This is a genomic window from Streptomyces sp. NPDC005281, from assembly GCF_040607495.1.
In the GTDB taxonomy this organism is placed as follows: domain Bacteria; phylum Actinomycetota; class Actinomycetes; order Streptomycetales; family Streptomycetaceae; genus Streptomyces.
The window spans coordinates 307615-333126 of the sequence record NZ_JBEXGX010000006.1; the positions used below are offsets into that span (position 1 = coordinate 307615).

At 73.9% G+C, this 25512-nt stretch carries 23 protein-coding genes; 8 read left to right on the forward strand and 15 right to left on the reverse strand.

Annotated elements, in window-relative coordinates; genetic code table 11:
- Positions 1-275: 275 nt before the first annotated feature.
- The gene (locus tag ABZV42_RS11940; RefSeq protein WP_355983801.1) at positions 276-1007 is read right to left on the reverse strand and encodes a VIT1/CCC1 transporter family protein; all 732 of its coding nucleotides are present in this window, start codon (positions 1005-1007) and stop codon (positions 276-278) included.
- Between the two features lie 271 nt (positions 1008-1278).
- On the opposite strand from ABZV42_RS11940, the gene ABZV42_RS11945 reads away from it, so the two are divergent.
- The 7 genes from ABZV42_RS11945 to ABZV42_RS11975 all read left to right on the forward strand — a co-directional run bounded on the left by ABZV42_RS11945 (position 1279) and on the right by ABZV42_RS11975 (position 9458).
- Positions 1279-2415 carry an ADP-ribosylglycohydrolase family protein gene (locus ABZV42_RS11945; RefSeq protein ID WP_355983802.1) on the forward strand — a complete coding sequence of 379 codons (1137 nt, stop codon included), beginning with the start codon at positions 1279-1281 and terminating at the stop codon, positions 2413-2415.
- A gap of 347 nt (positions 2416-2762) precedes the next feature.
- Positions 2763-4004 (forward strand): ADP-ribosylglycohydrolase family protein, encoded by a 1242-nt coding sequence (locus ABZV42_RS11950; protein WP_355983803.1) that lies wholly within the window; start codon positions 2763-2765, stop codon positions 4002-4004.
- Positions 4005-4011: 7 nt separating this feature from the next.
- Positions 4012-5181: an ADP-ribosylglycohydrolase family protein gene (locus ABZV42_RS11955; protein ID WP_356051799.1), complete on the forward strand. Its 1170-nt coding sequence runs from the start codon at positions 4012-4014 to the stop codon at positions 5179-5181.
- Positions 5169-6533 carry an ADP-ribosylglycohydrolase family protein gene (locus tag ABZV42_RS11960; RefSeq protein ID WP_355983805.1) on the forward strand — a complete coding sequence of 455 codons (1365 nt, stop codon included), beginning with the start codon at positions 5169-5171 and terminating at the stop codon, positions 6531-6533. Before ABZV42_RS11955 ends, ABZV42_RS11960 begins: the two co-directional genes overlap by 13 nt.
- Entirely contained in the window at positions 6530-7423 is an 894-nt protein-coding gene (rbsK, locus tag ABZV42_RS11965) for a ribokinase (protein WP_355983806.1), read from the forward strand. Before ABZV42_RS11960 ends, rbsK begins: the two co-directional genes overlap by 4 nt.
- A complete protein-coding gene (locus tag ABZV42_RS11970) occupies positions 7420-8622 on the forward strand; it encodes a CoA transferase (protein WP_355983807.1) in 1203 nt (400 codons plus the stop codon). Before rbsK ends, ABZV42_RS11970 begins: the two co-directional genes overlap by 4 nt.
- Positions 8619-9458 carry a CoA ester lyase gene (locus tag ABZV42_RS11975; protein ID WP_356051801.1) on the forward strand — a complete coding sequence of 280 codons (840 nt, stop codon included), beginning with the start codon at positions 8619-8621 and terminating at the stop codon, positions 9456-9458. Before ABZV42_RS11970 ends, ABZV42_RS11975 begins: the two co-directional genes overlap by 4 nt.
- Positions 9459-9588: 130 nt before the next feature.
- On the opposite strand, the gene lgt is transcribed toward ABZV42_RS11975, so the two are convergent.
- The 11 genes from lgt to hisI form a co-directional block, all read right to left on the reverse strand.
- Positions 9589-10725, reverse strand: a complete 1137-nt coding sequence (gene lgt, locus ABZV42_RS11980) for a prolipoprotein diacylglyceryl transferase (RefSeq protein WP_356051802.1) — start codon at positions 10723-10725, stop codon at positions 9589-9591.
- 118 nt (positions 10726-10843) lie between these two features.
- On the reverse strand, positions 10844-11620 hold the full coding sequence (locus tag ABZV42_RS11985; protein ID WP_355990973.1) for a thioredoxin domain-containing protein: 777 nt from the start codon (positions 11618-11620) through the stop codon (positions 10844-10846).
- Between the two features lie 118 nt (positions 11621-11738).
- Positions 11739-12554 (reverse strand): tryptophan synthase subunit alpha, encoded by an 816-nt coding sequence (gene trpA / locus ABZV42_RS11990; RefSeq protein ID WP_355990975.1) that lies wholly within the window; start codon positions 12552-12554, stop codon positions 11739-11741.
- On the reverse strand, positions 12551-13843 hold the full coding sequence (trpB, locus tag ABZV42_RS11995; protein WP_355990978.1) for a tryptophan synthase subunit beta: 1293 nt from the start codon (positions 13841-13843) through the stop codon (positions 12551-12553). The genes trpA and trpB overlap by 4 nt, the downstream gene beginning before the upstream one ends.
- Before the next feature lie 310 nt (positions 13844-14153).
- A complete protein-coding gene (locus ABZV42_RS12000) occupies positions 14154-14363 on the reverse strand; it encodes a tryptophan synthase subunit(beta) (protein ID WP_356051804.1) in 210 nt (69 codons plus the stop codon).
- A 256-nt stretch (positions 14364-14619) separates the two neighbouring features.
- Positions 14620-15429: an indole-3-glycerol phosphate synthase TrpC gene (gene trpC / locus ABZV42_RS12005; RefSeq protein WP_355990983.1), complete on the reverse strand. Its 810-nt coding sequence runs from the start codon at positions 15427-15429 to the stop codon at positions 14620-14622.
- 165 nt (positions 15430-15594) lie between these two features.
- Positions 15595-16044 (reverse strand): DUF2752 domain-containing protein, encoded by a 450-nt coding sequence (locus ABZV42_RS12010; RefSeq protein ID WP_356051805.1) that lies wholly within the window; start codon positions 16042-16044, stop codon positions 15595-15597.
- A gap of 273 nt (positions 16045-16317) precedes the next feature.
- A complete protein-coding gene (locus ABZV42_RS12015; RefSeq protein ID WP_355990988.1) occupies positions 16318-16566 on the reverse strand; it encodes an HGxxPAAW family protein in 249 nt (82 codons plus the stop codon).
- A 158-nt stretch (positions 16567-16724) separates the two neighbouring features.
- Positions 16725-17378: a TIGR02234 family membrane protein gene (locus tag ABZV42_RS12020; protein WP_355990990.1), complete on the reverse strand. Its 654-nt coding sequence runs from the start codon at positions 17376-17378 to the stop codon at positions 16725-16727.
- A 164-nt stretch (positions 17379-17542) separates the two neighbouring features.
- Positions 17543-19030, reverse strand: a complete 1488-nt coding sequence (locus ABZV42_RS12025; protein ID WP_355990992.1) for an anthranilate synthase component I — start codon at positions 19028-19030, stop codon at positions 17543-17545.
- Between the two features lie 11 nt (positions 19031-19041).
- The gene (hisI, locus tag ABZV42_RS12030) at positions 19042-19455 is read right to left on the reverse strand and encodes a phosphoribosyl-AMP cyclohydrolase (RefSeq protein WP_355990995.1); all 414 of its coding nucleotides are present in this window, start codon (positions 19453-19455) and stop codon (positions 19042-19044) included.
- 143 nt (positions 19456-19598) lie between these two features.
- On the opposite strand from hisI, the gene ABZV42_RS12035 reads away from it, so the two are divergent.
- Positions 19599-20234 (forward strand): TIGR03085 family metal-binding protein, encoded by a 636-nt coding sequence (locus tag ABZV42_RS12035; protein WP_355990998.1) that lies wholly within the window; start codon positions 19599-19601, stop codon positions 20232-20234.
- 277 nt (positions 20235-20511) lie between these two features.
- Here the strand turns inward: ABZV42_RS12035 and ABZV42_RS12040 are convergent, their stop codons facing one another.
- The 3 genes from ABZV42_RS12040 to ABZV42_RS12050 all read right to left on the reverse strand — a co-directional run bounded on the left by ABZV42_RS12040 (position 20512) and on the right by ABZV42_RS12050 (position 25251).
- A complete protein-coding gene (locus tag ABZV42_RS12040; RefSeq protein ID WP_355991001.1) occupies positions 20512-21930 on the reverse strand; it encodes a helix-turn-helix domain-containing protein in 1419 nt (472 codons plus the stop codon).
- Positions 21931-22038: 108 nt separating this feature from the next.
- Complete coding sequence (locus ABZV42_RS12045) at positions 22039-23946, reverse strand: LuxR C-terminal-related transcriptional regulator (RefSeq protein WP_355991003.1); 1908 nt, start codon at positions 23944-23946, stop codon at positions 22039-22041.
- Between the two features lie 318 nt (positions 23947-24264).
- On the reverse strand, positions 24265-25251 hold the full coding sequence (locus ABZV42_RS12050; protein WP_356051807.1) for an alpha/beta hydrolase: 987 nt from the start codon (positions 25249-25251) through the stop codon (positions 24265-24267).
- Positions 25252-25512 lie beyond the last annotated feature (261 nt).

Below are 25512 nucleotides of genomic sequence, written 5' to 3' on the forward strand. Positions count from 1 at the left end.
GGAGTGGTTCTCGTGAACCGGATACTTCGTTCCAACATGCGGACACCACAGGAGCCGCGGCAGGTGTGACGCGCTTCAGCGGTGGAAGGTACGGGACCTGAGCGGACAGATCGATGACCATCGGTCCGGTTCGCGGAGGAGGTCGTGATCCGCCGCGAGAGATGCGGCGCGGGCGTCATTGCCCGCGGCGCTTACGGCTCATTCCCAGTGGCCACGGAATCGAAACCGCCGGGTAACAATTACTTATGCAGTCCCGTGCATAGGTGATCGAGGCCTCATCCTACGGCCGCGCCGAACAGACTGCCCAGGGCGTACGTCACACCGGCCGCGGCACCACCGAGGGCGAGCTGCCGCAGCCCGCTGAACCACCAGGACCGCGCGGTCACCTTGGCCACGACGGCACCGCAGGCGAAGAGCCCGATCACGGCGAGCACCAGCGCGGGCCACAGCACGGTCGCGCCCAGCAGGTACGGCAGTACGGGCAGCAGGGCGCCGAGCGCGAACGAGCCGAAGCTGGACACCGCGGCGACGGCCGGGGAGGGCAGGTCGCCGGGGTCTATGCCGAGCTCCTCGCGCGCGTGGATCTCCAGGGCCTGCTCGGGATCCTGGGAGAGCTGCCGGGCGACCTCGCGGGCCAGCTCGGGCTCGACGCCGCGGGCCTCGTACAGCGAGGCGAGCTCGCGCTCCTCGTCCTTGGGGTGCTTGCGCAGTTCGCGCCGCTCGACGGCGAGTTCCGCCTCGACGAGCTCACGCTGGGAGGCGACGGAGGTGTACTCGCCGGCGGCCATGGAGAAGGCTCCGGCGGCGAGCCCCGCGAGTCCGGTGATGACGATCGTCTGCTGGGAGACGGCGCCGCCCGCGACGCCGGTCATCAGGGCGAGGTTGGAGACCAGGCCGTCCATGGCGCCGAACACGGCCGGGCGCAGCCATCCGCCGTTGACGTCGCGGTGGGTGTGGTTGTCCCGGTGCGCCACATGCAGCGCCGCCTCGGTCTCGATGATCGCCATACCGGTCCCCCAGAGTGCTTTTTTGGACTGCTTCCACTTTTCGACAACACTAAAAGTACGCGGCGAATTTCCCTGCCGCCAGCAAGGAAAGGCTGGGCTAACCTGCGCTTTTACCTCTCAGCGCTCATCCGTGGCATGTCATGCACATATGTCGACCGGGTGACAACGGAGCCCCCGAGGCTCCTGTCAACCGCCAACGTGGCACAGATCCGCAAGGGGCTCCGCCCGCCGCATTCCGCGCGCCGGCAGGGACCCTGAGAGAGAGGCACGTATGGCTTCCATCGCCTGCATTCCCTCGACCCCGGCATCCGGGGGCGCCGCGGATCTCCGTGACCGGGCACGCGGCGCACTGCTCGGACTCGCCGTCGGGGACGCGCTGGGCGCGCCCGCCGAGAACATGAAGCCGTCGGAGATCCGCGCCCGGTGGGGGCGGATCACCGGGTACGTCGCCGAGCATCCCGCCGGGACGGACGACACCGAGTACGCGATCTTCTCGGGGCTGCTGCTGGCCAGGCACGGCTCGGCGCTGACCGTGGCGCACGTCGAATCGGCCTGGCACCAGTGGATCGCGGACCGCGACGAGGGGCCGTTCCGCGGCGCCGGATTCAGCGAGCGCGGCACGCTGGAGAACCTCCGCCGGGGGCTCGCGGCGCCGATCTCGGCCCAGCACCGGCACGCCTGGAGCGACGGTCTGGCCATGCGCGCGGCGCCCTTCGGCGTCTTCGCGGCCGGGCGGCCCGCCGAGGCGGCCCGGCTCGTGGCGATCGACGGCTCGGTGAGCCACGAGGGCGAGGGCATCTACGGCGGCCAGGCGGTCGCGGCCGCCATCGCGGCGGCGATGGCGGGCGCCTCCACCGCCGCCGTCGTCGCCTCCGCCCTGGCCGTCGTCCCGGACGACTCCTGGACGGCCCGCTCGCTGCGCCGCGCCGTCGCGGTGGCGCACCGCGGCGAACGCGCGGTGCGTTCCGCGGTCGTGATCGGCGGCTATCCGTGGACCGACCTGGCGCCCGAGGCCGTGGCCCTCGCCTTCGGCGCGTACGCGGCGGCGGACGGGGAGTTCACCGAGTCGGTGCTCACCGCGGTGAACATGGGCCGCGACGCCGACACGACGGCGGCGGTGGCCGGAGCGCTGGCGGGGGCGACCCGGGGCATGTCCTCGATCCCGGCCGAGTGGGCCGCGGCCATCGGACCGGCCCGCGGCAGCTGCCTCCCCTCGATGGAGGGCCACCACATCCTGGACGTGGCGGAACTCCTGGCCCCGGAGAACGAGGAGAAGTGGGGCGCCGGGGGGCACGTGCCGCCGGCCCCCGAGACGCTCGCCCCGCCGCCCCCGGACGCCGGCGGGAAGACGGATCCTCCGCCCGAGCCGTACGGGACGCCCGCCGGTGACGCCGGGGCCCACCGGTGAGCCCCGGCCTGGCCGGCGACGAGCCCGGCGAACGGACGGGCGAGGGCGCCACCTCCGCGACACCCCTCGCGCCGACCCACCTCGAAACGAAGACCGACGCGCCTCACCCCGGCACGACCACCGAACCGGGACCGCCCGCCGGGGGGACGGAGCGGGGGGTACCCGGCACGGGAACGGAGCCGAGGGTGCCCGGAACCGGAACGGAACCGGGGACGCCTGTACCGACCGCGCACACGAGGACGCCCGCACCGACCGCGAAGCCGGGACCGCCCGGCACCGGGGCGAAGCCGGGATCGCCCCCACCGGCCCCGGAGCCCGGGACGCCCGTACCGGCCCCGGAACCGGGGATGTCGTACCGGGTGGTCCTGCTCGAGGTGGGGGGCCGGGGCAGTGGTGGGGCGGGGCGGGAGCCGAGGGGGGTTCCGGAGGAGACGGTCGGGGGGCCGGGTGTCCGGCGGATCGAGGGGCTGCTGCTCGGGCTGGCCGCCGGGGACGCCGCCGGCTGGCCCGCCGCGCGCCACCGGGCCGCCCGGATGCCCGAGTGGACCCGGCGGCTGACCCGCGAGCTGGATACCTTCGCGGAGCAGAACGCGACCACCACCCTGCCCGTGCCGATCGCGCTGAACCAGCCGCCGGAACCGCTGCGGCTCGGTCCCTCGGACGACGCGGAGTGGGCGGCGTTCGCGGCGGAGGCCGTCCTGCGGGCCGGGGAGACCACGGCGCTCGGCGACCTGAGCCTCGGCCGCAGGATGCGCGCGTCCATCGACCTGTCCTGGAACGCCGTGGCCAGCGAGGTCGCCGCCGCCGCGGACCGCGCCCCCGAGGTGGAGTCGGCCCTGCTCCCGCTGCGCGCCCGGATCTCGGTGCGGGCCGGACTCGGCAACCTCGCCACCGGACTGCGCCCGCCCGCCACCGGCCACGACAACCCCCACTACTTCGACGACGCGGCCTGCGTAAGGGCCTGCGTGCTCGCCGTGGCACACCCGGGAGACCCCCGACTCGCCGCGGAACTCGCCGAGTTCGACGCCCGGTACACCCAGGACGGCGACGGTGTGCACGGCGCCCGCGCCATGGCCGCCGCCGTGTCGCTCGCCCTCGCCGGGCACGACGTCGGCACCTGCGTGGAGGCGGCCCTCACCGAACTGCCCGCCGCCACGGAGATCGGCCGCAACGCCCGGCACGCCCTCGAGCTGGCCCGGGACAGCGAGAGCACCTTCGCCCTGGTCCCGCTGCTGGAGCACCAGATCGTCGACCACGTCTACAGCTACGGGATCGCGGCCGCCGAGACCGTCCCCGTCGCCCTGGCCCTGGCGCTGGCCGCGCGCGGCCGGGTCGCCGAGGCCGTACCGGCCGCCGCGTGTCTGTCGCGGGTCGCCGACTCGGCCCCCGCCCTGACCGGAGCGCTGACCGGCGCACTCGGCGGCGGCGCCGCGATCCCCGCGTCCTGGCGTGACGCCTGCCGCACCCTGTCAGGCTGCGCGCTGCCCCGGCTGACCGGCACGGATCTCATCGGGCTCGCCGAACTCCTGGAGGCGACAGGACTCGCCGACCCGCTCGATTCCCCGGAACTGACCGCCCCAGAGGGATGATTCGGGCATGACGCCCAAAGGAGAAGGAACAGGAACCCTCGACGAACGGATCGGCGGAGCCCTGGTCGGAGCCGCCGTCGGCGACGCGCTCGGCGGCCCCGTCGAGGGGTACTCCCCCGAGCAGATCGCCGAACGTCACGGCGGCCGCGTGCACGGCGTCGTCGGCCCCTGGAACGGCGACGCCTGGCCCACCGCCCGCCCCATCGCCCCCTACCACAAGGGCGACGGACATGTCACCGACGACACCTTGATGACCCATGCGCTGGTACGGGTGTACGCCACCGTCCGCGACCACCTCGACGCCTACGCGGTGGCCGAGCACCTGGTCCCGGACCTGATGACGACACCCCGCTGGATCCCGGAGCTGGAGGCCGAGGCCCTCCCCCTCCAGCGGATCTTCCTCGCCGAGAAGTGGATGGTCGCCCGCCTCCACTACGGCCATGTGGACCCCCGGGAGGCCGGCACGGGCAACATCGTCAACTGCGGTGCCGCGATGTACATGGCCCCGGTCGGCCTCGTCAACGCGGCGAACCCGGCGGGCGCGTACGCCGAGGCGCTCGACATCGCGGGCGCCCACCAGTCCTCGTACGGGCGCGAGGCCGCGGGCGTCTTCGCGGCGGCCGTGGCGGCGGCCTGCTCCCCCGGCGCGACCCCGGGCTCGGTCGTCGCCGCGTGCCTCGCGCTGGCCAAGGACGGCACCCGCGCCGCCGTCGAGGCGGTCTGCGAAGTGGCCTCCCGGCACACGGACTTCGAGTCGGCGCTCGCCCCGCTGCGCCGGGCGGTGGCCCCCTTCGACACGGTCGGCCCCGACTACCGGTCCCCCTCCCTCGGCGCCCGGCGCCCCTCCCGGCTCCACTCCATCGAGGAACTACCCATCGCGCTCGGCATGTTGCTGGTGTCGGGCGGCGACTTCCGGCACGCGGTCCTCGGTTCGGTCAACTACGGCCGGGACTGCGACTCCATCGCCACCATGGCCGGCGCCCTCGCCGGCGCGCTGGGCGCCGAGGTCCCGCACGACTGGGCCAAGACGGTGGCCGAGTCCAGCCGCCTCGACCTGGACGCCCCGGCGCGTACGCTCGCCGAGGTGACCCGGGAGATCTTCGACCGTGACGTCCACCGCCGCCGGGCCCACGAGACGGCGTACGCCGCGCTGGCGGGAGCACCGTGCTCCGGCTGACCTGGGTCCAGCCCGAGGACCTCCTCGGCCACGAGATCCACCAGGCCGTGCAGGACGGCCGGGATCCCTCCCGCGTCGCCGCCCGCTGGTACGCGGCGGGCGGACGCCCCGCCCCGCTGCGCGCGGGCGCCTCGGCGACCCCGGCCTCGCCGTCCCTGCGCCGGCTGGCGGCCGTCCTCCTCGACGAACTCGCCGCCCTGCCGGGCAGGTTGGCGGACGACGAACCGACGGATCCGGCACTGATCAAGGCACAGTGCCCCGACTGGCCGCCCCCGCGGTACGCGCCCGTGCCCTCCCCCGGCCCGGCCCGCCTGGAAGCGGCCTGGCTCGGGCGGGCCGTGGGCTGCCTGCTCGGCAAACCCGTGGAGAAGCTCCCCCTCGAAGCGATCCGGGCCCTCGCGCGAGCCTCCGGCAACTGGCCCCTGCGCACCTGGTTCACCGCGAGGGGCGTACCCCCGGACCTGCTGGCCGCACACCCCTGGAACCGGCGCTCGGCCGCCACTTCGCTGGCCGAGAACATCGACGGGATGCCCGAGGACGACGACCTCAACTACCCGCTCCTGAACCTTCTGCTGCTCCAGCGGTACGGCCGGGACTTCACCACCGCCGACGTGGCCCGCCTCTGGCTCGACGAACTCCCCGCGGGGCGCGCCTTCACCGCGGAACGCGTCGCCTACCGCAACCTCCTCGGCGGCATCGAGCCCCCGGAGACCGCCCTCCGGCACAACCCGTTCCGTGAGTGGATCGGCGCGCTGATCCGCGCGGACGTGCACGGCTGGACCAACCCGGGCGACCCGGCCAGGGCCGCCGAACAGGCCCACCGCGACGCGGCCCTCACCCACACGGCCAACGGCGTCTACGCGGCGATGTTCACGGCCGCCGCCGTCGCCGAGGCCGCCACCGGGACCAGTGACGTCCACTCGTGCCTGCGCACCGGACTGAGAGTCGTCCCGCCCGGCTCCCGGCTGGCCCGGGCCGTCCGCCACGCCGTCCACCTCGCCCGTACGACACCGGACTTCGACGCGGTCGTCGACGAACTGCACGCCACCCACCGCGACTGCCACTGGGTCCACGCCGTCCCGAACACCGCGCTGATCGCCGCCGCGCTCACCCACGCGGACGGCGACTTCGGCGGCTCTGTCTGCCGGGCGGTGTCCGGCGGTCTCGACACCGACTCGAACGGCGCGACGGCCGGAAGCATCGCCGGCCTGCTCGCGGGCGACCCCGCCGCCCTGCCCGCCCACTGGACGGCCCCCCTCAAGAACCGGCTCGCCACCTCCGTCGCCGACTTCGACGGCATCGGCTTCGACGCCCTCGCCCACCTCACACAACGGGAGACCGTTCGCCCATGACCCATATCGCCGTGCTCGGCAGCACGAACATGGACCTCGTCGCGTATGTCGCCAAAGCCCCGCAGCGCGGAGAGACCGTGACGGGACGGGAGTTCCGCACGGTCCCCGGCGGCAAGGGCGCGAACCAGGCGGTGGCCGCCGCGCACGCGGGCGCCGACGTCTCCCTGGTCGGCGCCGTGGGCGCCGACTCCTTCGGCAGCCAACTCCGTTCCACGCTCGAGCACTTCGGCGTGAACACCGACCATCTGCGCACCACCGAGGGACCGTCGGGCACCGCGCACATCGTGGTGGACGACGAGGGCGGCAACGCGATCGTCGTCATCCCCGGCGCCAACGGCACCGTCACCTCCCTGGCCCCCGGCGACGAGGGCCTCATCGCCAGCGCCGACGCGCTTCTCCTCCAGCTCGAGATCCCGATGGAGGCCGTGCTCTCCGGCGCGGAGGCCGCGCGCAGACACGGCGTCCGCACCATCCTGACACCGGCCCCCGCACAGTTCCTGCCGCCCCAACTGCTCGCGTCCATCGACCTCTTGGTGCCCAACCAGCACGAGGCCGCCGCGCTCACCGGCTTCACCGACCCGCGCGGAGCCGCCGCCGCCCTGCTCGAACAGGTCCCGGAGGTCGTCGTCACCCTGGGCGCGGAGGGCAGCCTGTACGCGACCAGGGGCGCCGACCCCATCACAGTGCCCGCCCCGAGGGTGACCGCCGTCGACTCCACCGGAGCGGGCGACACCTTCGTCGGCACCCTGGCGGTGGCGCTCGCCGAGGGCCGGGAGATGTCGGAGGCCCTCGTGTGGGCGTCGGCGGCCGCCTCGGTGTCGGTGCAGCGGCACGGGGCGACGTCCTCGATGCCCTACCGCTCCGAGATCGACACGCAGGCCGGCGGATGAACGGCCCCACCGGGGGCGGCCCCCTCGGCGGCCTGCGCGTCCTCGACCTCGCGACCCTGTTCGCCGGGCCGCTCGCCGCCACGATGCTCGGCGACTTCGGCGCGGAGGTCGTGAAGGTCGAACACCCCCGCCGGCCGGACCCGTCCCGGGGACACGGACCCTCGAAGGACGGTATCGGCCTGTGGTGGAAGCTCCTCGGCCGCAACAAGCGCACGATCACACTCGACCTGTCCAAGCGGGGCGGCCGTGAGACCCTGCTCCGGCTCGCCGCCGACGCCGACGTGATCATCGAGAACTTCCGTCCGGGCACCCTGGAGAAGTGGGACCTCGGCTGGGCGGAGCTGTCCGCGGCCAACCCCCGGCTGATCCTCGCCCGGGTCACCGCCTTCGGCCAGTTCGGCCCCTACGCCCACCGCCCCGGCTTCGGCACGCTCGCGGAGGCGATGAGCGGCTTCGCGGCGATCACCGGCGAGCCGGACGCGCCGCCGACCCTCCCCCCGTTCGGTCTGGCCGACTCGATCGCCGGCCTCGCGACCGCGTACGCCGTGCTGACCGCGCTGCGGGCCCGCGACCGCACCGGCGAGGGTCAGGTGATCGACATGGCGATCATCGAGCCGATCCTGACCGTCCTCGGCCCGCAGCCGATCTGGTACGACCAGCTGGGCCATGTCCAGCCCCGCACCGGAAACCGCTCGGCGAACAACGCGCCCCGCAACACCTATCGCACGGCGGACGGCTCCTGGGTCGCGGTCTCGACGTCGGCGCAGTCGATCGCCGAGCGGGTGATGCGCCTGGTCGGCCGCCCCGACGTGATCGACGAGCCGTGGTTCGCGACCGGCGCGGACCGGGCCCGCCACGCCGACATCCTGGACGGTGCCGTCGGCGCGTGGATCGCCGAACGCACCCGGGACGAGGTCCTCGCCGCCTTCGAGAAGGCGGAAGCGGCGATCGCGCCGGTCCAGGACGTCCGGGACGTCATGAGCGACCCCCAGTACCAGGCCCTGGACACCGTCACCAGCGTCGACGACCCCGAGCTCGGGCCGCTGCGCATGCAGAACGTCCTCTTCCGGCTCTCCGAGACCCCCGGCGCCATCCACTGGGCGGGCCGTCCGCACGGCGCGGACACCGACGCCGTACTCGCCGAACTCGGCCTGACGGCGCCCGAGATCGAGGAACTGAGGGCGGAGGGGGCGCTGTGACCGCGGACCTCCTGCCGCTGACCTGGCTCTACGCTCCGGGAGACCGTCCCGAGGTGGTGGCCAAGGCGCTGGTCTCGGGCGCGGACGTCGTCCTCGTCGATCTGGAGGACGCGGTCGCGCCGCACCGCAAGGAGTACGCCCGCTCCGCCACCGCCGACCTGCTCGCCGAGGCACCGCCCGTCCCGGTTCACGTCCGGGTCAACGCCCTCGACGGCCCGTTCTGCGACGCCGACCTGAAGACGCTCTCGCCGCTGCGCGGGCTGTCCGGCCTGCGGCTGCCGAAGGTGACCTCGCGCTCCGACGTCATACGGGTGGCGGAGAACGCGACCCCCGACGCGGGTGAGACGATCCCGCTCTACGCCCTGCTGGAGACGGCTCTGGGCATCGAGCAGGCGTACTCCATCGCGTCGTCCCATCGCGCGCTGCGCGGCATCTCGCTCGGCGAGAGCGATCTGCGGGCCGATCTGGGTGTCCGTGACGAGGCGGGCCTCGACTGGTCCCGGGCCCGCCTGGTCGTGGCCGCGCGGGCGGCGGGGCTGCCCCCACCGGCCCAGTCGGTCTATCCCGACATCCGCGATGTGGAGGGCCTGGCCGCGTCCTGCGCGCGTGGTCGCGCCCTCGGCTTCCTCGGGCGGGCGGCGATCCACCCCCGCCAGCTCCCGATCATCGAGCGGGCCTACCTCCCCACCCCGGCCGAGGTCGATTCCGCCGAGGCCGTCATCAGGGCGGCCGCCGCCGACCCGGGCGCGCAGGCCCTGCCGGACGGCCGTTTCATCGACGCGGCGGTGGTCACGGGCGCCCGCCGCACCCTCGCCCTCGCTCAGCGCCGGGTCTGAGACCACAGGCCACCGGGACGCCGCGTGCGCGACGACGGGTGCGGGACGGGGTGCCGGGACAACGGGCCGTACACATGAAGGGGGCGCCGCGTCCCGGACGCGGCGCCCCCTTCATGTGTACGGGGAGAACTCAGCTCTTCTTGGCCGACCCGGCCTCGTCCCGCGCCACGGGCTGTGCCTCGGTCTCGGTCTCGGTCTCCTTCTCGGACTCCGTCCCGGAGGCGGAACCAGCGTTCACCGAGGACGTGTCGGACCCGGTGACGGTCTCCTTGCCGAGGTCGACGGAGCCGCCGTCGGTCCCGTCCTCGTCCCCGTCCCCGCTCCTGCCGTCCGTCCCGGCCTCGCCCTCGGACTTGTCCGCGGCCTTGTCGTCGGCCTTGTCCGCGGCCTTGTCGTCGGCCTTGTCCTCGGCGGAGGCCGTCGCGTCGTCCTCGGCCGGCGCGTCCTCGTCGGCGTGGGGCTCGACGATCTCCTCCCGGCCCGGGCGCAGCCGGGACGAGATCACGATGTAGAGCACCGCGAGGACGAAGACCACCATCGCGGTCCAGTCGTTGAGACGCAGGCCCAGGATGTGGTGGGCGTCGTCGACACGCATGTACTCGATCCAGCCCCGGCCGACGCAGTACGCGGCGACGTACAGGGCGAAGGCCCGCCCGTGGCCCATCTTGAAGCGGCGGTCGGCCCAGATGACCAGGAGGCCGACGCCGACGCACCACAGGGACTCGTACAGGAATGTCGGGTGGTAGTAGCCGGGGACGCGCCCGTCCGTGGAGGACGTGATGTGCAGCGCCCACGGAACGTCCGTCGGCTTGCCGTACAGCTCCTGGTTGAACCAGTTGCCCCAGCGCCCGCACGCCTGGGCGAAGGCGATGCCGGGTGCCACGGCGTCGGCCCAGGCCGGCAGCGGGATACCGCGGCGGCGGCACCCGATCCAGGCGCCCAGCGCACCGAGGGCGATGGCGCCCCAGATGCCGAGCCCGCCCTGCCAGATCTTGAAGGCGTCCACCCAGTCGCGGCCCTCGCTGAAGTACAGCTCGTAGTCCGTGATCACGTGGTAGAGCCGGCCGCCGACGAGGCCGAAGGGCACGGCCCAGACCGCGATGTCGGCCACCGTGCCGGCCCGCCCTCCACGGGCGATCCAGCGCTTGTTGCCCAGCCAGACGGCTAGGAAGACGCCGATGATGATGCAGAACGCGTAGCCGCGCAGCGGAATGGGGCCGAGATGCAGCACACCGTGCGACGGGCTGGGAATGTAGGCAAGTTCCATGGCAAGGTCGACGCTACCGTGCCGGACGCCACCCGCGACGGGCAGGCCCGCAACGGGTCCATAACGTGCGGCGCCCCCGGCCCGCGGAAGGCGGGGGGCGCCGGAGCGTGCGGACGGCTCAGCCCTTGTTGGCCGCCTCCACCATCTGCTTGAGCTTGGCGGGGGTCATCGACTGGTCCGCGTAGATGTTCTTGCCGCCCAGGAGCACGGTCGGGGTGCCCGTGAAGCCGCCGGCCTGGAACGCGGCGTTCGACTTCTGGACCCAGCTGTCGTGGGTGCCGTCGTTCACGCACGTGCGGAAGGCCGGGGTGTCCAGACCGCCCACCTTGCCGGCCAGCTCGATGAGCTTGGCGTTGTCGGCGAAGGCGTCGTCGGTCTCCTTGGGCTGGTTCTCGTACAGCACGTCGTGGTACTCGCGGAACTTCCCGGCGTCCTGGGCACAGGCCGCGGCGTTGGCGGCCTTGCGGGAGCCGCTGCCGCCCATGTTGCCGTCGATCAGGGTGACGAGGTGATACTCGACCTTCAGCTGACCGGCGTCGACCAGTTCGTGGATGGTCGGGCGGTAGGCCGTCTCGAAGGCCTGGCAGGCCGGGCAGCGGAAGTCCTCCCACACCGTGAGGGTCGACTTGGCGCCGTCCTTGCCGACGGGGATCGCGAGACTGTCCTTGCCGGTGGCGCCCGAGGGCGACACGACCGGGCCCGAGGTGTCGCTCTTCTTGTCCTTGCCCGAGTTGGCGGCCACCACGCCGATCACGGCGGCCAGGCCGAGGACGCAGATCACCGACGCCCCCACGATCAGCGCGCGGCGGCGCTTGTCCGCGGCCTTCTGCTTCTCTCGCTCGGCCGCCAGCCGCTCGCGGGCGTTGCGCTTTCCGTCACGGTTCTTCTCGCTCACATCCGGCAGAACGAACCGGGGAGGCGCAGCGCGCCTCCCCGGTCCAAGGTCCACTCGTTCGAGTGAGCGGATTGTCCGTTACACGCAGATCTGCCGCGTGCGGATCGGCTCCGTCGCGTTACGCCGTTCCGCGCACACCCTTGGCGAGGTCGGCCGCGAGTTCCCGTACCGCTTCGAGGCCGGCCGCCTCGTCGGGCGCGTCCAGCATCCGCTTCACGAACGCCGAGCCGACGATCACACCGTCGGCGAAGCGGGCCACCTCGGCGGCCTGCGCGGCGCTGGAGACGCCCAGGCCGACGCAGACGGGCAGACCGGTGGTCGCCTTGGTGCGTGCGACCAGGTCCTGGGCCTGGTTCCCGACCGACTCCCGGGTCCCGGTGACCCCCATCAGCGAGGCCGCGTACACGAAGCCGCTGCCGGCCGCGGTGATCTCGGCGAGCCGGGCGTCCTTGCTGCTGGGCGCGACGACGAAGACGGTCGCGAGACCGTGCTTGTCGGCGTGCTCCCTCCACAGCGCCGACTCCTGGACCGGCAGGTCGGGCAGGATGCAGCCCGCGCCGCCCGCATCGGCGAGCTCGGCGGTGAAGCGCTCGATCCCGTAGCGGTCGATCGGGTTCCAGTACGTCATGACGAGGACGGGCTTGCCGGTGGCCTCGAACGCCTCCCGGACGGTCCGCATCACGTCCGCGATCCTGACGCCGCCGCGCAGGGCGATGTCGTCGGCGGTCTGGATGACGGGGCCGTCGAGGACGGGGTCGCTGTGCGGCAGTCCGACCTCGACGACGTCGGCGCCGCCGTCGAAGACCGCCTTGATCGCCGCGATGCCGCCGTCGACGGTCGGGAAGCCGGCGGGCAGGTAGGCGATGAGGGCGGACCGCCCCTGGGCCTTCGCGCCGGCGAGGGTGTCGCTCAACAGCCGGATGTTGCCGCTCACTTGACGTCCCCCTCGATCTCGGCGTTCTCGGTGTCGGCGTCCGCCGCGACGACGCCGTCGGCGCCCTCGTCGTACAGGCCGAAGTAGCGGGCGGCGGTGTCCATGTCCTTGTCGCCGCGCCCGGACAGGTTGACGACGATCAGCCCGTCCCTGCCCAGCTCCTTGCCGACCTCCAGGGCCCCGGCGAGCGCGTGGGCGCTCTCGATGGCCGGGATGATGCCCTCGGTGCGGGAGAGCAGCCGCAGGGCCTGCATCGCCGCGTCGTCGGTGACCGCGCGGTACTCGGCGCGGCCGCTGTCCTTGAGGTAGGAGTGCTCGGGGCCGATGCCGGGGTAGTCCAGTCCGGCCGAGATCGAGTAGGGCTCGGTGATCTGGCCCTCGTCGTCCTGGAGGACGTACGACCGCGATCCGTGCAGGATGCCGGGCTCGCCCGCGGTCAGGGTCGCCGCGTGTTCGCCGGTCTCCAGGCCGTGACCGGCCGGCTCGCAGCCGATCAGGCGTACCCCGCTGTCGGGGATGAAGGCGTGGAAGAGGCCGATGGCGTTGGAGCCGCCGCCGACGCAGGCGACGGCGGCGTCGGGCAGCCGTCCGGCGCGCTCCAGGATCTGCCGGCGGGCCTCGACGCCGATGACCCGGTGGAAGTCGCGGACCATGGCGGGGAAGGGGTGCGGGCCGGCGACGGTCCCGAAGAGGTAGTGCGTGCGGTCGACGTTGGCGACCCAGTCGCGGAACGCCTCGTTGATGGCGTCCTTCAGGGTGCGGGAGCCGGACTTCACGGCGATGACCTCGGCGCCGAGCATGCGCATCCGGGCCACGTTCAGTGCCTGGCGCCGGGTGTCGATCTCGCCCATGTAGATGGTGCATTCGAGGCCGAAGAGCGCGCACGCGGTGGCCGTGGCGACGCCGTGCTGGCCGGCGCCGGTCTCCGCGATGACGCGGGTCTTGCCCATGCGCCGGGTCAGCAGGGCCTGGCCGAGCACATTGTTGATCTTGTGCGAGCCGGTGTGGTTGAGGTCCTCGCGCTTGAGGAAGATCCGCGCGCCGCCGGCGTGTTCGGCGAAGCGGGGCACCTCGGTGAGGGAGCTCGGGCGTCCGGTGTAGTGGACGAGCAGGTCGTCGAGCTCGCGGGCGAACTCGGGGTCGGCCTTCGCCTTGTCGTACTCGACGGCGACCTCGTCCACGGCGGCGACCAGCGCCTCCGGGATGAACTTGCCGCCGAAGGCGCCGAAGTAGCCTTCGGCGCTGGGGACTTGACCGTCGGGGTCGGGAATGAAGAACTCGCTGGGCATGCGGATACCTCGCAGGGGCGACAGCCCCGGTCAGGGATCGGACAGGGTCACGGGAACCGGACGCACGCGCGCTCCGACCGTCACCGGCTGCTCCGCCGGTGACGATGCCGCTCCTGCCGCAGGTCCGCCCGCGCAGCCGACGGACGTGCCGTCGCGAGGACCGGGGGTGCCGGATTCCGGCTCGGTCCCTGTGCGGGGTGGACGCGGCCCGGTCCGCCCGTGCCGCGGACTCGGACCGGTCCACGCTTGCGGTGGGGCCGGCCCGGCTCGCGGCGGAGGGGGACGGGGCCCGGTTCACCCGTGAAGGTGATCAGGCCGAGGAGGGCGTGAGCGCGCGTACGCGCTCGGGCCATCGCATGCCGTTGACCTGCCCCGGCTCGTCGCCGATGACGTAACGGACCCGGCGCCCGTGCACACGGCGGGCGGGCGCCCGGCAGCCGCGCGGCCGGCAGCCGCGGGCGAGACGGGCGTAGGGGTCACGGGCCGCCGAGGGAACCGGGAGCACGACGGCGGACCGCACCCGGGCGCACTTGGGGTACGGATCCCTGGAGAGGGAGACGTGCGGTACGACCGGACGAAGCGCGGCCGAGAGCGGAGCGCCCGCAGTGGAGGCTGTCGGGCGCGGTACGGCCGGACGAGGTGAACCCTGCCGGGGTACGGCCTGACGTGGTGCGGCCCGACGTGGTGCGGCCGACCCCGCGCGCGCCGGTACGCCGTCGGGGCGAAGGCCCGGACGGGGTACGGCGGGGGCGAGGGTCGGGGCGGGCACCGGCGGGTCAGTCCCGTCCGTGCCGCAGGGCCGGGTGGGCGCCCGCGGCGACGAGGTCGGAGACCGCGGTCTTCGGGTCGCGGCCGGTGACGAGGGACTCGCCGACCAGGACCGCGTCGGCGCCCGCGTTGGCGTACGCGATGAGGTCGTGCGGTCCGCGGACACCGGACTCGGCGATCTTGACGATGGTGTCGGGGATCTCGGGGGCGACCCGCTCGAAGGTCGTACGGTCGACCTTCAGAGTCTTCAGGTCGCGCGCGTTGACACCGATGATCTTCGCCCCGGCGTCGACCGCCCGCTCGACCTCGTCCTCGTTGTGCACCTCGACCAGCGGCGTGAGCCCGATGGACTCGGCGCGCTCGATGAGGGACTCGAGGGCGGGCTGTTCGAGGGCCGCGACGATGAGCAGCGCCAGGTCGGCACCGTACGCGCGGGCCTCCCACAGCTGGTACGACGTGACGATGAAGTCCTTGCGCAGCACCGGGATGTCCACGCGGGCGCGGACGGCCTCCAGGTCGGCGAGCGAGCCGCCGAAGCGGCGCTGTTCGGTGAGGACGGAGATGACGGCCGCGCCGCCCGCCTCGTAGTCGGCGGCCAGGGCCGCCGGGTCGGCGATCGCGGCGAGCGCGCCCTTGGACGGGCTGGACCGCTTGACCTCGCAGATGACCTTGACGCTGTCGCCGCGGAGGGCGGCCACGCCGTCCTTGGCCGCCGGAGCCTTCGCCGCGCGCTCCTTGAGCTCGTCGAGGCTGACGCGCGCCTGCCGTTCCGCGAGGTCGGCACGGACTCCGTCGATGATCTCGTCGAGCACACTCACGCGAGCGGCCCCCTTCCCTGCGGTGGACGGTTGAAGCGGTGGGGCAGTGGACCCGGGTTCACCGTCCTGACGGATAAGTCGGGTCACTGCGATGGTATCCGGAGGAAGGCGTAGCCCTCGCATCCGGTTGACGCCGGTCCCACTACCTGGACATTTACCGTTCGATCAAGGATGCAGCCAGCCGCCGGAGGGCAGGTTCCGGACAACCGTGAAGACCAGCACCAACGCGCCGACGCTCCACAGGTGCACCGGTCCCAGATCGAGCCGGGCCGGCCGTCCGCGTGCCGCGCGGATCACCCAGAAGGACCACACGAGGGCGAAGACCAGGTAGCCGCCGACAGCGAGCGCGTTGTCCGTGAGCGCCGTGGCGAGGTCGCCGTGCACGAAGGCGTGCGCGCTGCGCAGACCGCCGCAGCCGGGGCAGTACAGGCCGGTGAGGCGGAAGAGCGGGCAGACGGGGTAGTGGCCGGGCTCGTCGGGGTCGACGGTCCCGACGTACGCGAAGGCTCCGGCGACGGTCGCGAGCAGCGCGCCGGGAACGGCGAGCCGTCGCAGGACGCCCGCGTCCGGCCCGGTCCGCGTCACCCTCTGGGTTTCGGCGTTCACGCGACGCATTCTGCCTCGCACGGGTGGCGGGCGCTCGCCCGCGTACCCGGAAGGCGTCACGCCCGCACCCGCGGAAGGCGTCACGCGCGTACGCGGAAGACGTCACGCCCGGACCCGCGGAGGTCGTCACGTGCGTAGGCGGGAGGCGTCACGCACGCACCCGGAAGGCGTCACGCGCGTACCCGGGAGGCAGACGCGCGCGTCTGCGGGGGGCGACGCCCGGACATGCGGAAGGCGGCCCCGGCAGGGTGCCGGGGCCGCCTTCCGTGAAGCCTCAGTGGGTCAGGCGTCGGCGCCCACGGTGGAGCCGGCCGTGTTCACGGAGTGCGTGGCGGCGGTCTTCGGCTGGCCGAGACCCATGCTCCGCATGACCATGCCCACGACACCGCCGAGGACGACGATGACCATGCCGGCCCAGAAGCCCAGCGGTTCGGCCTTGACCATGAAGGCACCCGCGACGCAGAAACCGATGAAGGCGATGATGACACCGGTCCAGGCGGCCGGGGTGTGACCGTGGCTGCTGCCCGCCATGACTTGCTCCTCGTTGCTGTATGCGTGTGTGAGTCGGACGCTCACCGCCCATTGTCCCGTACGCACGGGTCCGGTGTGAGCGGGGGGTCACCCCATGCGCGCCGGTCGGGCCGGGTCACGACGAAGGGCCCGGGGCCGGGGCCCCGGGGGCCGGGGACCTACGTCCCGGCCGGGTCCGGGCCGGTGGGGTCCTCGCCGCGGTCGAGCGCCTTCCAGAGGTCCTCGGGGCGGTCCGGGTCGACCGGCTTGGCCTTGCGGGGCCGGGGCGTGCCGTCCCGCTCGTAGCGGCCGGACATGACGGGCCAGGAGCGGCCGTGGCGCAGCGCGAGCAGCCCGGCCAGCAGGATGAGCGCGCCGCCCGCAGCGGCCACGTACGGCCACAGGGTGTGGCTGAGCCCGGCCGCGGTGGCGGCGGTGTTGCCGGAGGCGGCGGCGGCCCGCTCGTCGAGGGCGGAGCTGTCGCTCACGCCGAGGACGGCGGCGACGGCGATGCCCGCGCCGGAGAGCGCGAGCAGCGCGGAGACCAGGAGGCGGCCGGAGCGGCGGACGGCGAAGACGGCGACGAGCGCGGCGAGGCCGACTATCGCGAGCGCCGCGGGCACACCCGTGATGTCGCTGCCCTTGGCGGTCAGCGGGAAGTCGCCGCCGGCCACGGTCGCGGTCCCCCGCGCCCAGCTCTGCCGGGTGGCGAGCAGGACGACGGCCGCGCCGAGCGCGCCGCTCAGCAGGGTCACGGCAAGGCTGCGGCGGCCGGACCGGGCGGGTCCCGCGGCTTCGGTTCGTGGGTGAGGAACAGCAGTCACAGACCCCACTATCGCCTGAACCCCGGGCGAACCGTCATTCGGGGTTGCGTGACCCTCGTCCTATCGGCCGCGTTCCGCCGCCGTCGCGCACACCCTGGACACAGCCGGGGGACAGTCGTCGTACAGCCCGGACACAGCCGGGCCGTACGGCGGCCGCCCGCCGGAGCGTCGCGCTACCGCCCGAGGCGGTTCGCCGTGTGGACCGCGCGCAGGACCGCGGCCGCCTTGTTGCGGCACTCGTCGTCCTCCGCCTGCGGGACGGAGTCGGCGACGATGCCGGCGCCGGCCTGTACGTAGGCCGTGCCGTCGCGCAGCAGGGCCGTACGGATGGCGATGGCGGTGTCGGAGTCGCCGGCGAAGTCGAGGTAACCGACGCAGCCGCCGTACAGCCCGCGCCGGGACGGCTCCAGTTCGTCGATGATCTGCATCGCGCGCGGCTTGGGTGCGCCGGAAAGCGTTCCGGCGGGGAAGCAGGCGGTGAGCACGTCGAAGGCCGTACGGCCGGCGGCGACCCGGCCGGTCACCGTGGACACGATGTGCATCACGTGCGAGTACCGCTCGATGGACATGAAGTCGACGACCTCGACGGAACCGGGCTCGCAGACCCGTCCGAGGTCGTTGCGCCCCAGGTCGACGAGCATGAGGTGCTCGGCGCGCTCCTTGGGGTCGGCGATCAGTTCGTCGGCGAGGGCCTGGTCGTCCTGGACGGTCGCGCCGCGCGGCCGGGTGCCCGCGATGGGATGCACCATGGCCTGTCCGCCCTCGACCTTGACCAGCGCCTCCGGGGAGGAGCCGACGACATCGAACCCGTCGAAGCGGAACAGGTACATGTACGGCGAGGGGTTGGTCGCCCGCAGGACCCGGTAGACGTCCAACGCGCTGGCCGTGCACGGCGTTTCGAAGCGCTGGGAGGGGACGACCTGGAAGGCCTCGCCGGCCCGGATGCGCTCCTTGATGTCCTCGACGGCGTCCTGGAAGTCGGGGCCGCCCCAGAGCGCGGTGTACTCGGGGAGTTCGGAGGGCGGGAGCGCGGCGGGCGGCTGGGACACCGCGCGCGAGAGGTCGGCCTCCATGGCGTCGAGGCGGGCGACGGCGTCCGCGTACGCCTCGTCGACACCGGTGTCCAGGTCGTTGTGGTTGATCGCGTTGGCGATCAGCTGGACCGAGCCGTCCCAGTGGTCGAGGACGGCGAGGTCGCTGGTGAGCAGCATGGTCAGCTCGGGCAGCTTCAGGTCGTCCCGCTCGCCGGGGCCGATCTTCTCCAGGCGGCGCACGATGTCGTAACCCAGATAGCCGACCATGCCGCCGGTGAAGGGCGGCAGTCCCTCGCCCTGCGGGGTGTGCAGCGCCTCGATGGTGGCGCGCAGGGCCGCGAGCGGGTCGCCGTCGACGGGGACGCCGACGGGCGGGGTGCCGAGCCAGTGCGCCTGTCCGTCGCGCTCGGTGAGCGTCGCGGCGGAGCGGACACCCACGAACGAGTAGCGGGACCAGGACAGGGAGGTGCGGCCGTTCTCGGCGGATTCGAGCAGGAACGTGCCGGGGCGCTCGGCGGCCAGCTTGCGGTACAGCGCGACCGGCGTGTCGCCGTCCGCGAGCAGTTTGCGGCTGACGGGGATGACACGGCGGTCGGTGGCCAGCTTGCGGAACGTCTCGAGGTCCATGGCGGCTGACCTTACTGATTCCCGGCCGGGGCACCGGAATCGGCGCTCTCGGCCCGGTCGCCGGAGTCCTTCAGGAGCACGTCGGCGTCGAAGCAGGTGCGGTCGCCGGTGTGGCAGGCGGCGCCCACCTGGTCGACGCGCACCAGCAGGGTGTCCGCGTCGCAGTCCAGGGCCACCGACCGGACGTGCTGGAAGTGGCCGGAGGTGTCGCCCTTGACCCAGTACTCCTGGCGGCTGCGGGACCAGTAGGTGCAGCGGCCCGTGGTGAGCGTGCGGTGCAGTGCCTCGTCGTCCATCCAGCCGAGCATCAGCACCTCACCGGTGTCGTACTGCTGGGCGATGGCGGGGACGAGTCCGTCGGCGCTGCGCTTGAGGCGGGCGGCGATCTCGGGGTCCAGGCTGCTGGCGGGGGGCGTGCTGGTCATGGGTGCCATTGTGCCGCGCCGGGCCGTCCCTCCCGGCCGTTGTCCACAGGCCGGACCTGTGCGGTCTTCCACAGGCCGTGCCCGGCCGGATCCGCCGCGCTCTCCGGTGGGCGGAGCGGGTGCCCGGCCGTAGGCTGGCTGGCATGTCGACCCATGCGAAGCGCGAACGGCTCCTCCTGGCCGATCTGTTGGACGCGGTGGGACCGGACGCCCCGACCCTGTGCGAGGGCTGGAGCAGCCGGGACCTCGCCGCGCACGTGGTGGTGCGCGAGCGGCGCCTCGACGCCGCCGGCGGTGTCGTCGTCAAACAGCTCGCGTCCCGGCTGGAGCGGGTGATGGCGGAGTTCGCCGAGAAGCCGTACGAGGAGCTGATCCAGCTGCTCCGTACGGGTCCGCCGCGGTTCTCCCCGTTCTCCCTGAAGCAGGTGGACGAGGCGTCGAACGTGGTGGAGTTCTACGTCCACACCGAGGACGTACGGCGGGCGCAGCCGGACTGGACGCCGCGCGAGCTGGACCCGGTGTTCCAGGAGGCCCTGTGGTCGCGCCTGGAGCGGACGGCCCGGCTGATGGGCCGCGGCGCTCCGACGGGCGTGGTCCTGCGCCGCCCGAACGGCCAGACGGCGGTGCTGAACAAGGCGACGCCGGTGGTGACGGTGACCGGTGAGCCGTCCGAGCTGCTGCTGTTCGCGTTCGGCCGGCAGGCCGTGGCGGACGTCGAGCTGGACGGCGACAAGGACGCGATCACCAAGCTCCACGAGGCGAAGCAGCTGGGAATCTAGGAGCAGCGGGGCCTCCGGGCTCCAGGGGCGTTGTCCGGATCGCCCGGGCGCGGACCGGTCCGGGCGGCGCGCCCGGACCTGCCGTGCCCGGACGCGTCGGTACGGCCCGGCCGGCGGCCCACCCGACCTGCCCCACCGGCCCGCCCGGCCTGCCCCGCCGTCGCTCCCGACCTGCGCCACCGGTCCCGTTCCGCACGCCGCGGTCGGCGGGACTTTCACCTCCGTACCGGGATCGCGGGAGGGACCGGGTCGGGGGGACCGGGGCGCGGGAGGGACCTCATGGATCGAGCAGGGAGTGTGCCTCCAGGGCCAGGAACAACTCCACGACGTCCGCCGGCCGGGTCAGAGCGCGGCCGGTGAGCTGTTCGCAGCGGCGCAGCCTGTTCAGGACGGTGTTGCGGTGGCAGTAGAGGCGCCCCGCGGCCCGCTGGGCGGAGCCGTCGCAGTCGAGCCAGACCCTCAGCGTGTCCAGCATGACGTCCCGCTCGGACGGGTCCAGCCGAAGCAGCGGCCCGAGAACCCGCTCCGACAGCGCCGCGCCGAGGACCGGCGCGGAGACGACGAGCGCGGCGGGCAGATGCTCCTCCAGGACGACGGTTCCGCCGGAGCGCGGACAGGCCCGCAGGGCGGTGTCGGCCAGCCGGCGGGCGTCACCGATCGCCGCGAGCCCCTCCACGACCGGGCTCACTCCGACCCGGGCGACCTGCGGTGCGGTCAGCCGGCGGGCGATCTCCCCGGCGTCCATCACGGGTCCGCGCGTCCCCGGTCGCTTCCCGCTCGGGCCGCCGGCGACGTCCGGAGCCGCCTCGGCCGCCGAGGCGGGCACCGGCCCGGGGCCCGCCTCGAAGGGGCCGCCGTCGTGACCTCGGCCGGGCCGCTCCCCGTCAGGTGAACGGCCGCCGAGCAGGACGATGCCGTAGCAGCCCCCGCCGTCACGGTCGCGGTCGCGGTACCAGAGGATCCGCAGGCCCGGAAGGCACACCTGGCCGCGTACGTCCGTGAACGCCCGGCCGGCCGGCAGGCGGACCAGCAGCACCGCGTACCGGCCCTGTTCGGGAAGGCCGAGGGCGGCGGCGGTGGCCGGCAGATCGGCGATCCGGGCGGTGCCGTCGAGGAGGGCGGCCGTCATCAGCCGCAGCCGGTTCTCCCTGCGCCACATCAGCTCGCGCTCGGTCTGGCGGTAGGCGTCGGCGGCGACGGCGCAGTGGTCGTCGACGAAGTTCCAGACGTCGGCGGCCACGTGCACGAGCAGGCGCGCGTCGGAGGGATGGCTGCGGGTCGTCTCGTCGACGAGCTCCTGCCAGATCATGCCGCCGCCCAGCCGGAAGGCCCGCAGCAGGGCGTCCAGGGGAAAGCCGCGTTCGGCGCGGGCCCTGCCGATGGCCCAGGAACAGCGGTGGGCGGCCTCGCGCAGTTCACCCGGCCGGATCAGGGATCCGACGTTGAGCTTCAGCGAGCGCCGCACCTCGTCGCGGACGCTCTCCGCGTCCGCCTCCATGGCCGCGCGGTACGCGGGTTCACGCGCCACCAAGAGGTCCACCAGGCGTTCGGAGAGTTCGGGCAGCCCCGCCATCAGCGCCCGGGCGGCGCGGTGCAGCACCGGGAGCGCCTCCGCGTCGAGAGCCGGGCGGGCGTCCGGTGCCGGGGGCCGCGGCCCGGGCCGGTACCGGACGTGGTCGGGTACGAGGTGCTGCATCGCTGTCCTCCACCGGGTCGGCTCGGCCGGGCTGCCCGGGCCGACACGCGGCACACGGGTGCTCCGCACCTCCTGATCCCGCAGGATGACATACCGCCCGGTCGGTACCTAGGGGTGTGCGACGGTCTTCTCGGCCCGGTCCACCCATCGGGAGAGCTCGACCCGGGAGCGGACCCCCAGCGCGGCGAAGACATTGCGCAGGTGGTGGTCCACGGTGCGGGGGCTCACGGACAGGCGCAGCGCCACCTCGCGATTGGTGGCCCCCTCCGCCACGCAGCGCGCGATCCGTAGCTGCTGGGGCGTCAGAAGGCCGAGCGGGCCCGCCGGTTCGCCCGGTCCCGCGTCTCCGGTGGCCCGCAGTTCGGCCCTCGCCTGGGCGGCCCAGCCGAGCGCCCCGCCGCGCTCGAAGGACACCAGCGCGTCCCGCAGCCGAAGGCGGGCCTCACCGGGTCTGCGCCGCCGTCGCAGCCAGGCGCCGTAGAGGAGTTGGGTACGTCCGCGTTCGAAGTCCCCGGCCGCTCGGTCGTGTTGGGCCAGCGCGGCGCGGAACAGCGCCTCGCATTCCTCCGGGTCGCTCAACAGTGCACGGCAGCGGGCCAGTTGGGCCCGGGCCTGGGGATCCGAGCCCTGATCGGACCAGTGGGCGAACTCGGCCACGGCCGACCGGGCGGCATCCGTCCGTCCCGTGCGGGCCGCGGCTTCGACGAAGCAGGGGACGGCGAGCATCCGTACCGCGAAATGGCCACGGCGCGGGCCGGCCGCGACCAGGGGGCCGAGCCGCGCCGCGGCCTCGGGGAGCCGGCCGCAGGCCAGGTCGGCGCGGGCCCGCGCCCACTGGGCCAGCGTGGCCGCCTGCGCGAGCCCATGGGCCGCGGCGACGCGTTCGGCAGCCGCGGCGTGTTCCGCGACGGACTCCGGAGAACCCTCGACGGACGCCACCAGCGCGAGAATCGCGTGGTGGTGCGACGCGAGGTTGTCCTGACCTGCGCCGAGAGCCGTGCGCAGGCCGTCCTCGGCATGGGCGCGAGCACGGGCGTGGCGGCCCGCGCGCAGCTCTCCGTAGGCCAGCCGTTCCAGCGCCTGGGCGACCAGGATGTACGGGCCCCGGGCCCTGGCGACGGCGAGGGCACGGGAGTTGGCGCGAGCCGCGGCGGTGAGGTCGCCGACGACGAGGGCGGCGCCGCCGGCCCGCAGCAGGGCCTCCGGGCCGTCGAGGGCTCCGGCCGCCGTCCCCGCTCCGGCCACCACCTCCCGCAACGGCTGCCGTCCGCTGTCCGGGCGGCCGCGCATCACCGCGGACAGGCCCGTCCGGTAGGCCGTGAGCAGCCGGTCGGACCGCGGCTGCGCCGGGCCCTGGCCCAGGGCTTCCGCACAGGCCGCCGCGTCGCCCATCGCCCAGGACGCCTCGACGGCGGCGAGCCGGGCGGCCAGGGCGCGGTGGGCGTCGGCGGGCGCCAGCAACTCGGCGGCCAGGAGCAGCGCTTCGCGGGCGTCGGCGACCGGGCCGTCCTGGAGCGCGAGCCGTCCGCTCACCAGCTGAGCCGCGCCGCGCACGGTGCCGTGCGGGCCCTCGCGATCCGCGCGCGCGAGCAACTCCCGTGCGCGGTGCGGCAGTCCGGCCAGCCGGGCCTGTTCGGCGGCGTCGACCAGGCGCACGGCGCGCAGTCCCGCGTCGGCGGTGAGTTCGGCCGACCGCTCCCGGGCCGCCGAACGCTCCGCGTGTGTGAGTCCGCCGTTCGTCGGCTCCGCCTCCGCCGCGAGCGCGTCACCGAGGCCCGGTGTGGCGGCGCGAGCGGCCGAAGCCCGGTGGAAGAGGACCGGCAGTGCGCGCGGTTCCCCGGTATGGGGATCAGCCGGCAGCCGGCAGCCGGCCCGCCGCGCGCGGCGGCGGGCCGGTGCGACGGTGGCGTAGAGGGTGCGGGCCGGGCGTGGCGCGTCCGGTTGCGGCTCGTGCCCGGGGGCGGGCGGCCGGCCGGGGACGCGGCCCGGGTCCGGCTCGTTCGGCGTGCCCCTCACGGGCGACGGCAATGAACTCCGGGCCGCTGTCCGGAGGAGGCTTCGCGCGGTCGAGTTTCCCGTCACGACCGTCACGTTACTTCCGCGTAAACGACGGCGGAAGCCCCGCGTTCACTTGCGCCGACGGACCCGGAAACCCTGTCTGACCTGGGCGGACAAGGCCTTCGCCGGGACGGCGGCTGGGCAGGCTCCCAGGGCCGCGGGGCAAGGCTTGTGCGCCCGCACAAGCGCGGCGGCGCGCCCCCGGACACACCTGCGGGTGACGGCCGCCGAAAGCGGCGGCCGTCACCCGCGCACGGGTCGGACCGTGCGGGCGGGTCAGGAGGTGTGCGGGCAGTTGCCCTGGTACTGGGCGATCGTCGGGGAGGTCTGCGGCAGCGGGCAGAGGAACTGCTCGTACCGGGTGTCGTCGTCGATGAACCGCTTCAGCCACGCGATGCTGTACTTCGCGATCGTCGTGTTCGCGCTGTTGGGCGTGAAGTGGGTGGCGCCCCTGAGTTCCAGGTACGCCTTGTCGAGCGAGCTCGGCAGACTCGCGTAGAAGGGCTCGGAGTGCGTGGCGACCGGCGCGATCGTGTCACCGTCGGCGCCCACGATCAGGGTCGGCGTCTTGATCTCCGGCCAGGTGGTGTCCAGGTTCCAGGCGGTGAGCGGGATCGCCGCCTGGAGCGAGGGACGGCTCTTCGCGGCCTCCAGTGTGCCGCCGCCGCCCATCGAGTGGCCCATGACACCGAGCCGGCCGCTGTCGATCCTGGTCCGCACGGAACTGCTCCGGGTCAGGTAGTCGAGCGCGGCCAGCAACTGCCGGCCGCGGCTGTCGGGCTGGTCGAGAGTGGTGAGGGTGTCGATGGTGAACACCACGAAACCCTGGGAGGCGAGCCGGGGCCCGAGCCAGGCGATGGACGACTGGTAGGCGGTGTACCCGGGGGCGACGGCGACCGCGCCGAACGTGCCGTCGGCGGTCGAGGTCGGGTAGTAGACCGTGCCGCCGCCGAAGCCGCTCACGGACAGGGCGGAGACGGTGGCCGTGGAGACGGCGTAGGGCCCGGTGGCCGCCTCGATGCTCGCGTTCGAGGGGGCGGGGCCGCGCTCGTACGGATTCGTGGCGGCCTGCGCCGAGAGCGCCCGTGTTCCGGCGACGGCCCGCGCCCCGGTGGCCTGGGCGGCGACGAGGCCGCCCGCGGCCAGGAGCACCGCGAGGCCGGCCCGCACCAGCCGGCTCGTGAGCCGGTGCGGTCGACGGGGGGACGGTTCGGGTCCGCCGGGCGTGGCGGGGAGTACGCGGTTCAGCTGCTGCACGGTCACGGTGGGTGCGTCCTCTCGGTGAGGGAGGACGGGCCCGCGCCGCGGTCGAGGCACCGCACCGGCATGGGGAACCGGAGGACGCGCGCCACGCGACGGCGGGGGTCCGTCTCAATGGTTGCGGTGGCAACTGTCCGCCCAGGACCCGCCCCGTACATCGGCAGAATCACCGGCCTTGGCCAACCACGCCCCCACGCACGAAACACGGCCCGCAGCAGCTTGTCGACGTCCTCGGCGGTGCGGACACCGCCGCCGACCGTCAGC